Consider the following 14,431-nt stretch of genomic DNA (forward strand, 5'->3'; position numbering starts at 1 on the left):
TCGCCTACCCCTTCACCGAGCGCAGGGCATCAGCCCAGGTGCCGTAGATGTTCCTAACCGACGCCCCGGAGGGGCGGGAGCGGCCAGCGGCCAGCTCGTGCTTCACCCAGTCGTCGTAGGCGGCATACGTCGCATTCGTTTCGGCTGCTTTGGCGTAAAAGCAGAAATCACTCACCGCATCGTCATAGTCTTCGCGGGTGAACTTCAGCAGCCCTTTTGATCGGCCCTGCTTCGTGGTCCCGATCCCCATTGCTTCAAGGGCCTCGTTCCACCCGCCAAAGCGCTTCATGACGGTTTGCCGGGTGGGCGGCCACGGGAAAGCCCCCTGCTTGGGAACGAGCCCCAGAGCCACCACGAGTTCCTCGCGCAGTTCCTGGTAGCGGGCACCGGTGATGCTTGCACTCGGATTCTCCACTACGTGCTTTCGGGCAGCGCCGATGACCCCCAAGATGGTGGCCACGTCCTCAGGGGAAACTTCGGCCGATTCCAAGGCTGCACGGACTTCGCTCATGAGGTTTAGGTCCAAGTTCACAGCTGCCCACCCATAGTCCGGCGTAAGGTTCAGATTCGATCCCAGGAGGAACCAAATGCCGGCCGCCACCGCCTCTTTGGAAAAGATGTCATCGGGCTGGGACTTGGAGAAAACGATGTCCGACGCCCTCAGGGCTTCCTCGGCCAGGTCCACGTCGATCGCCGGGTATAGGGCCTGCAGCTTCAGCACGGCATCTGGCCGGGTCACACCACGCTTCGCCATCTGCCGGGCAAGTTCTCCATACTCTGTGAGGAAGGCTTCGTGCGCCGCGCGGGTAGCGGCCTCTCGTGCCGCAATCCGGTTCCTACGAGATTCCTCCGCATTCGTTCCGCCCACTTTGGCGATGATCTGCCGGACCCGCTCGCGGGTGATGCCGAAGCTCTGGCCGATGGCGTCCAGCGTCTCGCCGTCGGCGTAGCGCTCAACCATTGCGGCATCGCGCTGCTCCCGGCTGAGTTCAGGGGTTGTTGTCATGGTCATATTCCTATCAGCAGGCTCGGACATTACTCGGCAGCGGCAGCCGTGGCTTTGGTGGGCGCGTGATGGCCGGCAGCCTGCGAATCTTCGAGAAGGCGCAGAAACAGCGGATTTGGCCGGGCATTAGGCAGGGCCCGCCGCACGTCCTCCAACGCCTTTATCGGAGAAATTCGAGCAACACGGGCGCCATACAGGGCCGCAACAGTAGGGGTGCGGGACTCCGCCCGGACACAGTGCAGCAGTACGGTCTTGCCTTCCGCCCGGAAGCGTTCGACGGCGGCCGCCGCCTCCCCGAGGACAAAGGCGGCATGTGCGTTGTCGCCTTCAACAGCCGAGTCGACCACCCAGAAAGTGGCATGGTCTTCCCGCGCTACGCCCGGCATATCCAGAGTGCCCAGCCGGCACAACGACACCGCGGCGTCGATGCCCAACTCAGCCACCCGCTCCAGTGAGCCGACCCCGCCCAGCCACACGCCGTCGTCGTGCGGATGCCGAACCAGGGAGTCCGTGCGGCTCTACATGCTGTAGTCATGCCGTTCCGCCCGCGGCCAGGACAGGTGCCGGCGGCCCTTGCCCCGGCCCAGTTCCATGCCCAGAACCATCAGGTCACGCGCCCGCATCCCCGGCCAGCCGCGCAGCCGCCGGCGCCACTCGAAAGGCACGGCGGTGTAGCCGTAAGCAGCTCCCAGCAGGCCCCCGGCGATGGCGGCAACGGTATCGGTGTCGTGACGGTGAAGTCAGCGGCCTGAACTTCGCGGCCGGAGGCAAGAGCCAGCCGCCTGGCGGCAGCGATCACCGAACTTGTCTGCACACCCACGTCCTTCGCCTCCGCCGCCCAAGCGGTCCACGCCCGAACCACGCCGGTGAGGGCCGCGGGTGAGGAGGTGCCGCCGTCGGACGCGGACTCCAGCAAGGCCTGGGCGATCGGGATGGCCATGGAGGTGTCGTCGGTCCACTCGGCCGGTGCAAATCCGAACGGGCCGCCGCCCTTCATGCTGACTTCGGCGCCGTCCGGCAGCGGGGCGCCGAACTCGTAGCCGGCTCCGAGGGCGTCGCCGGCGGCCATGGCGACGAGGACGCCGGCGGCGCGGTCATTCTGCAGGGGGTTCAGTTTCATGCCATCTCCATCAGTGGGTGGTGGGTGTTCCAGCCGGCCAGGTGGGCGAGCTGGGGCGTGCGCTGGGGGAGTGCGACGGCGATGCCGGCGGCGGTGACCGCCCCGGCGGAGCGGGTGACGTTGCGGCTCCGGAGGGAACCGTGGTTCTGTATCTCCACGGCCGCGGCGCCGCCGTCGAACGTTCCGAAGTCCATCGCCTGCACGCGGGCGGCGAAGTCGCGGGCGCGCTGGCCGGGCATCGGCCCGGAGGCCAGCGCCTGGGTCGGCAGGAGCTCAAGGTCCAGCAGCTCGGACTCGACCAGCTGCCGGTAGTGGCGGCGGAAGAGCGTGTGCGTGCCGAAGACCTCGAGGAGCAGCGGCTGCCGGGCCAGGCCGATCACCACGCCGCGCTGGCCCTCCAGCGGGTCGGGCGCGTCCGCGGGGCTGAACCGGTTCCGTTCCTCCTTGTTGTCCTGGAACCAGTCCATGTGCTGGAGGAGGGAGCTGGTGGCGGAGGCGCCGCGGGCGGCGTCGAAGCGGCGGACCCGTTCCCAAATGCGGTCCTGCCGGTCGCCACCCCGTTGCCCGTTCATACCGCTGGCAAGCTCGGACCACACGTTCAGCGGCGCGCGCCGCGCCTGCCGGCGGTGGCTGTGCTGTCCCGCTTCCCAGCGGCCGGCCTCGACGCAGAAGGTGTCGATGTCGCGGCTTTCGCCCGGGCCGAGGACGACGTCGCTGGCGCAGGTCCGGTGCTGCTGGCCGCCTTCGAGCAGCTCCCCTTCCAGCAACAGTGCGGGGCGCGGGCCGTTGTTGGTAACGGTAAGGCGGGACACCTGGGCACCGCTGGCGAGTTCGGTGACGGCGACGTCGGCGTGTGTGCCGGTGCTGATGCCAAGGCTTCCGGGGCCGGAGGTCCAGACGGGGAAGATGCTGAGCGGGCCGAGGCTGCTGCCGGAGCCGACGTGGAGCTGGGGAACTTTCATGAGAACCTCCTAGTGATTTATCGCATTTCTGCGCTAATTGGATCCAGTATGCACGTGTTGCTTCTTTAGCGTAAGACTGCGATAAATGGAGGTGTGAAGGATTCCAAGAACAGCCCTGGTCAGTCCCTGCTCGATTACCCGCGGCCGTCGGTGGCGGTGGACACCGCGGTGCTGACGGTTTCGGAGGGGAGTGTGTGCGTGCTGCTGGTCCGGCGCGCGGAGGACCACCAGCACGGAAAGTGCGCCCTGCCGGGAACATTCCTGCGTGAACGCGAGAGGTTAGCGGACGCGGTGCTGCGGTGCCTGCGGGAGAAAGCCGGGATCTCCGGGCGGGTGCCGCGGCAGCTGCACGTGTTCGACGAACCTGGCAGGGATGACCGCGGCTGGGTGCTGTCAGTGGCGCACGTCGACGTGGTGCCGTTGGCCGTTTTGGAGGAGGCGTTGAAGTCCGACGGCGTCCGGCTGGCTTCCGTGACCGGGGAGCCGGAGCTGATCGCCGGGCTGCCTTATGGGCATGCGGACATCGTGGCGAAGGCGGTGGAGTGGCTGCGTGCCGCTTACACGGAGGAGCCTGATCCCGGGGCGCTTTTGGATGAGCCGTTCACCCTGAAGGATCTGCGCGAGTTGCATGAGGTGGTGGCTGGCGCGCCTTTGATGCGCGACACGTTCCGACGGTTTATGGAGCCGAAGCTGACCGGGACCGGACAGATGTCGGACGGGACGCGGGGGAGGCCTTCGCGGTTGTGGAGGCGGGGCGGTGAATAGCGAAAGCATACACAGAATAGAATATAGACGCGCAAGATTTGCTCGCTTCTGAGCTCCTGTCGTCCTAAAGTGGCGAGCGAAGACAATTCGTGGCCGTCGCAGATCCCTTTAGGAGCAGTGTGAAGCTTTCTTCCGCCCATGCAAATTCATTAGCCGCCCACAGTTGGTGGCTGGCGTCTGAAATTGTGAGAAGACACAAGAATTTAGAACTCATCACGTGTGTTGAAACGCTGGGATTAGACCAGACCTTGGGAATTTTCGACAGCAGTTCACGCAATTTGCTTGCCTTCCTGTCCCGCGAGATTCCTAATCGAGCAGTTGTCGACGGCAATGGAGAACAATCCTTGGGCGTTCGGCTGGGACAAGATTCTTGGTATGCCAGCCCGAGATGCCGTAGCCACAATTGAGCGACAATTGCTGATCAACGTTCCAGACCACGCGCTGACGACCACCGAGAAAACCGTTGTTTATAGGCTCTTGGCAAAGTTGATCGCTACCAATGTCTGGTCCAGAGACACCTGGAGGGCTTTTTCCTGCAGTTACTATGACGCGCAGGAGCGGGACTTCATACCTAGCAATGCACTGGAGGAATTTCCATCTGCCATCGACAAGTTCGAATTCGTTTACGGGCGCGGAGGTCAGGCTCCGGCAGCTGATGGGTTCTGGCTCTTATACAAGAATGGCAACAGCGTAGCGGCCTTTGATGATGACGGCTTTGTCCACTTTCCTGATGATCGGCCCCCTCTTTCCATGATGCATCGCTTCGATACCCTGCAAAGAAATGTTGGTGCTCTCGCGGTAAGCCTCGAGGGTGAACTATATGCCGTGAATGCTTGATGGGTGCGCGAGAATCAGCTTTCCCCACTATCCTTTTGCGTCTCCACGGAACTCCAGGCCTCGACTTGCACGAATCTCTATTCATGATGGCATCTCGGAGTTCGCGTCAACGATTTCCTGCGCGACAAACCGACCCCCTGAACGCTCGTTTCTCGGGTTTCTCGACGCCCGCTCGAAGGTTATCAAACCGAGGCCCTGAGCCGGACACGCCACTCGGAGGAAAAGCATGTGTCGGTTAGGGCTGCTTGGCGCCATCGTGATGACGAACGTGTCTGCGGGGTTGAGCGCTATTCAACTGCGGTTGGGTCGTTTTGACTCTTCCACTTCCCCTGATTCAGCTTCCATCAACAGCGCACGGAGTCGCGAGTTCCTCTGCCTAGGATGCGCGATCGATCGCATTCAGCCGTGCGGTCCTGAACCCACATCCTCGGCGTAGCGTTCCCCCTGGTGCCATCTCCCGCTTCTCCATTTAAGGCTTCCGTGTGATGAGGAAAGGAGGTCACCAGATCTATCACACATCAACCTTCACGGCTGTTCCTTCAGCTCGTAGTTGCTGTCAGGACGGAAGCCAAGACTGGCGAGGGCCCCGTCAATAACTCCCCAAACCTCGGCCGTTGCCTCTGATCTGGGTCTTTTGGCGAGTGCCAGAAGCTGCTGCCGAAGTGTACTTTCGTCTTGCGAGAGTCCGCGGTTGTAGGCGGGAGCCAGTAGGTAAGAGTGGCTCTCAGTGGCGTAAGCCGCCAGCATGTCTAAGAAGATCTCCAGCTCCCTTCCCGCGGCGGCAAGGGCAGTCTGAGTCGAGTTCTGTCCGGAGCTCGTTTCCGACGCGCTGTTGGACATCGACAGGAGGTCCAGCTTGCCGTCCCAGACGAGTTTCTGCAGCGGCTCTTCAAAGAGCGATAGCACCGTGCCCATTTGGTGATTCTTGGAAGCATCGGTGGGGAGTGCACGCCTGACGTCGTGGACGATTTCATGGAAGTGATCGTCCGCAAGGCCGAAGCCGACAAAAAGCAGATGATGCGTCAACAAGTGTGCTTTGACCAGCGCTGAAAGCGCTTCTCTGTTGCTCTTGTAACCAAGGTAGTCATCCCGGGTAAGTACGATACTTTCCGGCTCGCTGACTGATCCGTGCAACTTCAGCAACCAGTCATTGCCGACTGCAGGAACGTCTTCCGGCAATACCGTACGTGGCCTTTGAGCGTCCGCGCAGGCAGTCTCGAAGAGCCTGTCGTAGTTGAGTGTAATGGCACCTGGCGAGGGCAGGGTGGCAAGCAGAGCAGGTGCCAAGCCGTACCTGGGCAAGTCGACAGCAGCTGCTACGGCCTCTCCAAAGGCTTGCCTGGAGCCATGCTGATCGGTGTAAAGCTGCTCCAGAACGCCAGCTTGATCCAGAACACTCATACGCTGGAAGGCGGCTGCTTCAGTCGCTGTAAGTCGGATACCTGTCCTGAGCTGGTCGAGGAGCTGACTCCAGCTAGGTGCTCCCGCGCTAACGCTGACGCCGGCGCCCAGAAAAGGAACCAGGTGTCCCGCTTTGGCCTTCTCACCGAGAGACCGGGCGCGCTTATGCAGCCGGTCACCAAGGGAGGGCCAGGTTGAGGAATTTCGTGCTTCGCGACGCAACTTTTGGGCCAATGAAAAGGCAGCCTTGTCTCTGAGTACCAGGACAATGTCGACCCCGTAGGTCGAGGCCAGTTGCGTGGAGGAGTCCAAGATGGCGCGAAGTGCAGCGCCAAGGTGGTTTCCCGCACCTCCTCCGGCGGCACCAAAAAATGGCAAGGCCAACAGTCGGTACGGACGATGTTCCGGGCTTGGAACAGCAGCTACGGCACTACTTACGAAGGCTTCAAGTCGTTCGGCGACTGCGTCATGTTGCCAGCTCCCATCATCGGGGACGGCTGTCATGACTGGTAGTGGTTCTGCTGAGTCCCAGGGTGCGATCGGCTCAGCTAACGCTCTGCCATTGCGGAAAGTGCCGGAGGCAGCCGCGCTGGCTAAACGACGTAGGTTGGGATGCGCAGCTAACCAGTGCTGCTCGATGCGGATGCTTGAGTCAGTAGGAAGCAGCCAAGCGTCACATTTTAGATTTAGGATGTCGGCCATTGCTACATATATGTGGGGTTGTGTCATGGGCTTTGTTTCTTGAGGGCGATTGCTGAATCAGAGATCATGAGCGCGGTTCAATTCAATGCATTTGCTGGCTGACATGATGAGCTGCTCTTTCTACATTGCTACGGATCTGGTCAATGCCGACTACATCCCAGAGGAAAGGACCGGTCGACATACGTACCCTCTTATATAGTCTGCGGGCAAATTCAGACCGAGCGCCATTCCCTTTGTAGTTAAGCACCACTTCGGCCACCACACGGACCAACCGTCGATTGCGGACGAACGCAGTCCTTTCGAATAGACCCACGAGCTCGTCCTCGCCGAGAATCGGGCTGCCTGCCGTTAGCAGATCACCTAGAATTTCTCGACGCAGCCAGACCCGCCTGAGAGTGTTTCGAGGAGTGCCCAAGCATCGTTCGTCCGACAGGTTAGGAAACCTCTGGTACAAAAAGTCAGGGAACAGCATAAGAGAGAGGAAATTCCAAACATCCTCACTGGCGGCATCGGCGGGGACTATCTTCAAGCTGCTATGCAGTATGGTGCCCAGCCGGCTATCGTACGACGCTGAGCTGGTTCCGACTATGCGATTCTTCCAGTCCTCCATCTCTAGCGAAACTTCTTCCCGAATCGTCGTAAGTCGATCAGTAGAAACGAGTGTTCCTGTTGCAACAGGAGCGGAGTTAGGGTGCTGGAATTGAATCAAGTCAGCAAGGCGCTCCGGGTCAAGTTGAGAGACCTCACGAATCTCCGCCAAGCGAGAGAGCGAATGTCCCCTCGAAAGACGTGGATAAACGTAGAGCATTACTCTCCATCCAGTTGTTGCAGGTAGCCGAAAGCGGCTTGCATTCTGGTCTCGAACTCAATGGGATCACTCGTGATCATGCGCGCAACCGAAGCTAGGTCCGCTTTGAACTCGTGCTTACAAAAAGAGGCAATGACGTGTCCTATTGACTCCGGGTCGAACTCCCGTGACGCGTCAAATACAGACCTCTCTTGGGACGCCACTTGAAGTATCAAAGACCGGACTATGTCCACTCTCAGTGCCGAGCGAATTAGCGGGGCATTTGCATGCTCATTGTCTAGCGCGACCCGGCCGGCGGGGTGGGCGGTGTTGACGAACAGACGTGCCGCTCCAAGAAAGGCGTCATCCAAGTCTTCGTAGGTGAGGTTCATAAGCCACGGTACGCCGGACGGCAAACTACCGGAGAAATCTAGGGCCTCGGTGGGAAAAAGGGAGCCCTTTGCCCCGAGCTCAAGTTTCGATACCTCCGAGGAGGCCAACCGGGCACCCGTACGGGAGGCGATAGTCGGGTCTGGGACAGTAGGAACGTCATGGCCGAGTACCAAGTGGAGTGAGGCTGAGATCTGCGATGCGTACTGGCCTGGTGGTAAGCGGACATCCACTGTGTAAGCGGAACCCTTATCCTCGGAGAGGAACAGACTATTGGTTGTTCGAACTAAGGTTGAGCTGCACTCAACCTGCGCCACCAGCAGAACGTGCTCAATTGAGAGAAGGCCCGTACTGCGAAGCAGTTCGGCTGCGTTGATCACCACCTCGCCGCGAAGAGTGCAATCGGTGCTAAAATCCCACCCCTCGACAGAAGTCGTCACCTCACGAAATTCTGAGCCAGTAGATATGCGCCAAGGTCTCCAAACCAGACATGATGGCGCTGCTGTCCGATGAGGCATCATTCGAATTTTGGAGGGCATCGCCTAAACCACCCTCACTTCGATGTCCAGTGCGATGTCCGCAGGGAAATCGATGGTTAGTAGGACTTCTGTTCCCGACGGGCACTGATAAGAGAACCCGGGCACGCCACCGCCAGAAGCAGAACCCAAAGGGCCCGGTGACCAGTGCACTTTCAGATCGGAGCTGTCAAGGGACTCGTCACCTCCATCTGAGACGGCGCTGACGTCAGCCGCCAGACATACAACCTTGTCATTCGGGTCTTGCGCTGTCATGGCCAGCACTGCCCTTACGGATGCCGGGACAGGGGAGGCAACAAGCTGACGGTCGGAGACTGTTACCGTCGGGCGGATGGACTTGACTCGCTTGCCCCGACTTCGAGTGGCCGCACGCGTTAGCGGATCTGGTACTCCTCCCAATGCGACCAGTATCCCGCCCAAAGCCTCTGCTAGTCCGACTGTCGGCTGCGTGATCATCTCGCCGTGCTCATACCGGTCAGTCGAAGGCGCGACGAAGGAGCGAGTCAGTTCACGGAGGCGAGTAAATGCGACTTTCACCTCGCTCTTCTGGCGGCGATCCTTTAGGGACTCGATAACCCAGTCGTCGTGGGCCGGTGGTTCGGACAGCGCGAAGGAGTCGTCCGCCCCTGCCACCGGGCGAAACACCCCGGCCCACTGGTAGCCAGGCTGATCCAGGGCCCAGCCCTCGTCGTAGCGGACGACAAGTTCAGCCGCATGACGCATTAGACAGACGTGATGTGACCCGCCGGGGATAGGGTTGACCTCCGAGGAACCGTCGTCTTTTTGGTCGAACAAGACAAAGCGAGTCATGGCCAAGTGCCCTAGCAGCTTTCGAGGGCGCTGACTCCAAACTTCTTCAAGGGAGACAAGCCCGGAGGCGGGGAGTCCGTTTCCCGTCTGCGCGGTACGAACCGCCTGAAGACATTCCACGTAGGCGCTTAGTACTGGATGATTCGAAGGGGCCGGGAGCGGAACATTTTCGCCATTCAGCTGAACTTGCATGGTCATTGGTCTCAAGCCATCGGAGGTAGGCACGAACTTGGGCCACAAATTCCAGAGTGCAGCTTCTGCAATTTTGGCTGCGTACTCGGCAGGGCTGTCACCTCCCAAATCAGGGTCGACAATTAGGATCGAGGTTCCGGTGTCTTCGACTTCGAAGTTGGTACTGAAAGTTGCCTCGCCCAGAGACTTGGCAGCGTGACCCAAAGCAGGCTCGATACCTTCGTGATCCGTGGGACTAGTGCCCCACCAATGTCTTCCCGTGTAGCGGTTCCTCGCATCCTCGTAGCCTCCTCCGATGGCGGACCCGATAAGTCTGTCTTCGATGCCGCTTGCAGTTCTGCACCGTGACCAAATTAGCGTGGTGCCGCAACGGCTGAGGAGGTATCCAACGGTCTTGCCGAATCCGTATGTGCCGCCCCCAAGGTGCACATCCCGGGGGGCACCAATATTGAAGATGAGGTCTATGAAGTCTGTCGGTTCTAGCGGATCGATGGGGAGGTCATTGCGAACAGGACCACCCAGTCCCTTAGTGCCGCGATCACTAACTTCGAGGACCCACAATTCTTGTTGCGCCAAGGATTCATTTAGTCCCAGAACTTGAGGTGAACCGGTGAAAATACGGTCCCGAAGAGCCGTTTGCTGCGCCAGCGAAAGTTTTCTTAAATTGATAGTGAAGTCGATAGAGTCTGCTAGGCGGGCATCCCAGCTATTCTGGGCTGTCTCTCGCACCAGTAGTGCGATCGGGTCCAGCTTGGGTTGGCCCAGCAGCTTCTTGGCTCCGTCGCCGATGATGTCACCTGGGCCGCAGACCTTTGGAAACCACTTAAGCTTCCCAGTATTAGTATCAAGAGAATTTTTAGCCTCTCGGCGGGCTGTGAGGAGCGTTCGGGGGCTGGTGTCCGCTCGAGGAAGTCGAAAGTCAGGGATGGGGCTACCGGTTGTTTCGTCACTTTTCACTTTTTTGACGGACATTCCAGGGTCGGCACTCATTTTAGGGTTTGCGGCCGCATCGCGGATGGGAAAAGCGACGGGATTCCTACGTCGCTTGGCCGCAGCTGACGCCTCCTCAACCGCTTCCTTGAAACTCATTCCTGCATCAAAGGCCGCCTTGGCGAGTTGCCAATCGTCACCCCCAGCAGACATTCCCGCAGCTCGTAGATAGGCGGCAAGAACAGTTCCAGGTGTAACTTTCGATCCGTAGAAATGGGATTTTACAGGAGCTAGGGCTTCAAATAGCTCGCGCTCAGTCATCCCAGGCAAATTTCTTCTCCATCTCCATCCGCTCCTCAGCTGTCAAAACAACACCAGCGGTATCGACTGAAAGGTCGTATTTCACTCGTTCCACACCTACGAGACGAGACTTCTGCAGGTCGCTGCGTCGGAGACCAGGAAAATTTTCGGTAACTAGCCAGTAGCGAATGTTTTGCAGGGAGAAAAGCGCGGTGTTGTTTTTTCCGGATTCGAATACATGTCCATAATCAGCAACCTTTTGTATCAATTTGTAGCTAGGGACACCCAACTCGATTAACGAACGAATCCGATCGTCAACCGTAGGCGCTGAAGTGTCGGGCCGAACGTGTACGACTGCTAAATAGAGCGTGTTCGCGGTAAGTGGATCCAATTGTTCAAGGCTGCTGATGGTGACCTTGCTGCCATCTTGACTGGATGTCGATTTCACCTCCAGGGACGTTCCGCCTAAGGCGAAATCATGTAGGGCAGCGCTGGGGCCCACCCAGCTTTCGAGCGCGGCGACTGGCTCATGACGGGCAAGACCGGCGAGAACGTCGAGTTCGCCAATTAGTCCGATAAGTGACTCGCGGCTGAGCTCGACTGAACCTCCGCTAAAGAGGGCTCGCCAATCGTCCAAAGTCGCCTTGACTGTGGCCACTGCCGCGGTGGCGCCGTCTAGTCGGTCCATCACATCAGCACAAAGCCGCTCGAAGACGTAGGACAGCGGCAATTCTGTACATGTGAGATCCAAAAACCTGCCTTTGAGTCCCATATCGATAATGCCGAAGCGGAGTGTCCCAGTAGTCTGACCGTTAGGGAGGACTGTGTCTTTTGGCACTGGGATAAGTAAGTGCCGCAACCCGTCTGGGTCCATCCCGATCAGGACCGGACCGATCCCTGGCACATCCTTAAATTGTCGTGTCAGGATCTGCGTAAGTTGGTGCCTCGCATCCGCTTGCAGGTAAAAAAACCCCTCAGCGAGGGCAGAAGCGGTTACGCCGTCAGCCATGAGAAGTCATCATCCTCAGATTCCTCGTTGTCCGCAGGAAATTCATCGAGGTCGCCTTCAGGCACTTCCCAATCTGTACGTACCACGTAGTAGTTTCCGTCTCGCTCATCAGCAACTTGTTCCTGTCCAGGAAAGACGACACCAATTGCGACCATCTGTCCCTCGACGTTCATTGGCTCTCGGGTGGGTAGCGAACCCGGGCGAGGTTTTCGCATAGGTACAGATCGGCCGCTCACGACATGAATTGTCAGTAAGCCATTACCGTCAGCGTGTTCCTGACGGAGGTTCCGATATCCTGCCGCATTTAGCTCGGAAGACGAAGGAACCAGGTCAGGTGGAATGTCCGCCACCCAGTCGCTTTGGGACAAGAGGGCTTTGATGTTTGCCTGTCCAGGCTGTGAACTTATAAGGGGGGCACGGTTGATAGCGGGGATTGGCTCCGGCAGCCCTAGCGCCAGCTCGCCTAGGTCTGCGCTATTGGCGTCGTCCCTGCGTCCCATTACGGCGACGTTCCACTTGGTGTGGGCAGCCACCGTCTCCAGCCACTGCACGATATGGTCGCCATGCATGTTGTGTTGGCTGCGGTGGACTTCGTAGTCACGGAAAAAGTCAGCGATCACGTGCGCTTCAATATCTTTAGCCAGCCAAGCTGCAGCTTCGGGCATCGGCACAACGTTTGCCTTGATACGGCCAATCAAGCTGACCGTAGCCTCCTGGTTGTTAGATATCGTCTTTGGGTTTTTATCCAAGATGAAGGTCTGGAGCCTTTGCCCGGTGAAGGAGAGGCTTGCCGTTTCAGCATGAACTAGCTTGTTGCGAGCTGTTATTGCCAAGCGCCCCGGATGTGCGCGAACTCTCACACCCAAGTCGCCGGGCGTCAGGCCCATCTCAATCAATTGCGCGATTTCCCTGCGAAGCTCAGTTTCAATCAGCCCGAGGAACTCGAAATCATCGCGAAGTTCCATTGGCATCCAAATGCGGGGCAGGTCCTCATATCCGGGTCGGTATCCAAACCACCTTGCCATTTGGAGGAGGGTGTCGTAGTTACTGGAAGTCCGTAGGAAATACGAAACAACCAGTCCCTCAAGCGTGAGGCCTCGCGACAAAGTTCCGCCGCCAACGGCGATGACGGTCTCAACTAATGGGTGGCCCTCATCGTCCTTGCGTTCATAGTCCAAGCGGTCTTCAGATTCGGAGTTGTCCACAACAACCCTGCACGACATAAGCACTTCCATTAGGTGCGATGAAACTGCATTCCATGAGGGCATTTCACTGCTCGCAACTTCCGCGGCGCGTAAATGCTCGTTGAGCCATGCCTCTTCGAACTGTGCAAGCTGACCCAACTCCGCATCACAGATGAGCGATTTCAGGAGGGATTGAATTTCGTCCCTCATGCTGAAGTGCGGATCGGTGAAGTGGGTAGTGTGGACCAGCATGGAGCTGTGTTGATCCGCCTGTCCACGAGCCCTGCGTATCGCTGTAGCAACAATGAACCACGTGATAGCGTCCTCAAGGCTCTTAGGAATGGAAGCTTGAAAGTCTACGCGCTCCTCTTTTTTGTGCGGTGGCCGAAGCAGCTCCGAGTCTTCGTCAGGTACGAACCGGATGACGTCCATCCCATCGTCGACTTCACCATCTTCACCAGCTGTAGAACTTCCAAAGAGCTTTTCTGCTCCAAAGTATGCAGCCGGCTTCGGCAGACTCATGATGAAGTGACTTGGATATAGCTCTCTTTCATCGCTTGGGTCCATAAACACGTTGGCGAAAGGTGTGGCGGTGTAGCCGACATACGTTCCGGTAGGAATCTCTTGCCAAATTTCACGGATGAGCTCGTTGATCTTCGACAGCTCATCGCTTTCGGCTTTTGTGTTCGGTGTTGCTTGATCGGCTTCATCATCAAGCAACAGCACGGGGCAACTCATTCGAAGCTCAAGAGGTACGGCACGCAACCAGTCGCGCAGGGCCTCCAATCGTTGCCGTTGCTTCTTCACCACCGCCGCGGTGTGGACGCCGTTCTTCATAAGAGCGGAACCGCTTGCGGTATGCCCGAAATCGGCATCCGGGGTTGTAAGTTTGTGCCAGTCATGGCCGCCGAGAAGGTCCTTTTCCAGCCTTACCTGAGTCTGTCTGCGGAGGTTGTTGTGCATGCCCGCTAGGACGATAAACAGCTGGTATCCCGCATCAGCGGCTTTACTCATTACCGCAGTGTAGTTTGCTGTTTTTCCGGACTGCACATATCCCAGGACAAGGCCTTTTCTCTTGCTGCCCTTGGTTCTCGGGTTGGCGAGTCTGGAAACAATCTGATGGCTGCTTGCATCAATATCCGGTATGACAGACGCCAGTGACCCAGTAGATAGGGTGGCCCTGTACGCAGGCCAAAACCGGTCACCCTCTTCGACACCGGTGTACCACTGTTCTTCGTCTTGTCCTGGCCTCGTGATGGTGCCATTGCCTAGGGGAGCATTAAGCTCTAACTCCTGACGGATGGATTTCAGAACGTCACGTATCACGCCCTTTACCTGCTGGCTGCCGCCCATGCCTCTCAGCAGAGTCCGGGCGGCTTCCTGCAGAGTCATCCCGTCCTGACGGACGTGACGCATTATTATCTGACGAATGTACTGCGGATTCATGTGACTCCTGTTTAGGTGCAAGCAGTCTAGATTCTAGGTCCAATAATTGAGATT

11 protein-coding genes and 1 pseudogene are annotated in these 14,431 nt (G+C 58.6%); 2 read left to right on the plus strand and 10 right to left on the minus strand.

The annotated features are described in order from the left end of the window. Window positions 1-4: 4 nt before the first annotated feature. The 5 genes and pseudogenes from FDW81_RS15940 to FDW81_RS15950 form a co-directional block, all read right to left on the minus strand. The gene (locus tag FDW81_RS15940) at window positions 5-1,006 is read right to left on the minus strand and encodes a homing endonuclease associated repeat-containing protein (protein ID WP_240720347.1); all 1,002 of its coding nucleotides are present in this window, start codon (window positions 1,004-1,006) and stop codon (window positions 5-7) included. Between the two features lie 29 nt (window positions 1,007-1,035). Beyond that, the gene (locus tag FDW81_RS18230; RefSeq protein WP_205754628.1) at window positions 1,036-1,449 is read right to left on the minus strand and encodes a dual specificity protein phosphatase family protein; all 414 of its coding nucleotides are present in this window, start codon (window positions 1,447-1,449) and stop codon (window positions 1,036-1,038) included. A gap of 75 nt (window positions 1,450-1,524) precedes the next feature. Then, the gene (locus tag FDW81_RS18510; protein ID WP_240720353.1) at window positions 1,525-1,713 is read right to left on the minus strand and encodes a hypothetical protein; all 189 of its coding nucleotides are present in this window, start codon (window positions 1,711-1,713) and stop codon (window positions 1,525-1,527) included. A gap of 131 nt (window positions 1,714-1,844) precedes the next feature. Next, window positions 1,845-2,126, minus strand: a pseudogene (locus FDW81_RS18515) (ADP-ribosylglycohydrolase family protein); the annotation flags it as partial. After that, window positions 2,123-3,088 carry an ARPP-1 family domain-containing protein gene (locus FDW81_RS15950; RefSeq protein WP_138135193.1) on the minus strand — a complete coding sequence of 322 codons (966 nt, stop codon included), beginning with the start codon at window positions 3,086-3,088 and terminating at the stop codon, window positions 2,123-2,125. The gene FDW81_RS15950 and the pseudogene FDW81_RS18515, both read right to left, overlap by 4 nt. A 93-nt stretch (window positions 3,089-3,181) precedes the next feature. Between FDW81_RS15950 and FDW81_RS15955 the strand changes: the two genes are divergently transcribed. After that, complete coding sequence (locus tag FDW81_RS15955) at window positions 3,182-3,853, plus strand: NUDIX domain-containing protein (RefSeq protein WP_138135194.1); 672 nt, start codon at window positions 3,182-3,184, stop codon at window positions 3,851-3,853. A gap of 330 nt (window positions 3,854-4,183) precedes the next feature. Beyond that, window positions 4,184-4,690 carry a hypothetical protein gene (locus tag FDW81_RS15960; RefSeq protein ID WP_138135195.1) on the plus strand — a complete coding sequence of 169 codons (507 nt, stop codon included), beginning with the start codon at window positions 4,184-4,186 and terminating at the stop codon, window positions 4,688-4,690. A 525-nt stretch (window positions 4,691-5,215) separates the two neighbouring features. On the opposite strand, the gene FDW81_RS15965 is transcribed toward FDW81_RS15960, so the two are convergent. From FDW81_RS15965 to FDW81_RS15985, 5 genes are all read right to left on the minus strand, one after another. Then, window positions 5,216-6,793, minus strand: coding sequence for an SIR2 family protein (locus FDW81_RS15965; RefSeq protein ID WP_171027249.1), 1,578 nt, complete (start codon window positions 6,791-6,793; stop codon window positions 5,216-5,218). A gap of 807 nt (window positions 6,794-7,600) precedes the next feature. Further along, window positions 7,601-8,410: a hypothetical protein gene (locus FDW81_RS15970; protein ID WP_138135197.1), complete on the minus strand. Its 810-nt coding sequence runs from the start codon at window positions 8,408-8,410 to the stop codon at window positions 7,601-7,603. Window positions 8,411-8,512: 102 nt separating this feature from the next. Continuing rightward, window positions 8,513-10,759, minus strand: coding sequence for a hypothetical protein (locus tag FDW81_RS15975; RefSeq protein WP_138135198.1), 2,247 nt, complete (start codon window positions 10,757-10,759; stop codon window positions 8,513-8,515). Further along, window positions 10,752-11,747, minus strand: a complete 996-nt coding sequence (locus tag FDW81_RS15980; protein WP_138135199.1) for a PD-(D/E)XK motif protein — start codon at window positions 11,745-11,747, stop codon at window positions 10,752-10,754. The genes FDW81_RS15975 and FDW81_RS15980 overlap by 8 nt, the downstream gene beginning before the upstream one ends. Further along, on the minus strand, window positions 11,732-14,377 hold the full coding sequence (locus FDW81_RS15985; RefSeq protein ID WP_138135200.1) for a Z1 domain-containing protein: 2,646 nt from the start codon (window positions 14,375-14,377) through the stop codon (window positions 11,732-11,734). Before FDW81_RS15985 ends, FDW81_RS15980 begins: the two co-directional genes overlap by 16 nt. Window positions 14,378-14,431 lie beyond the last annotated feature (54 nt).

It is taken from the genome of Pseudarthrobacter sp. NamB4, from assembly GCF_005796185.1.
Classification (GTDB): Bacteria; Actinomycetota; Actinomycetes; order Actinomycetales; family Micrococcaceae; genus Arthrobacter.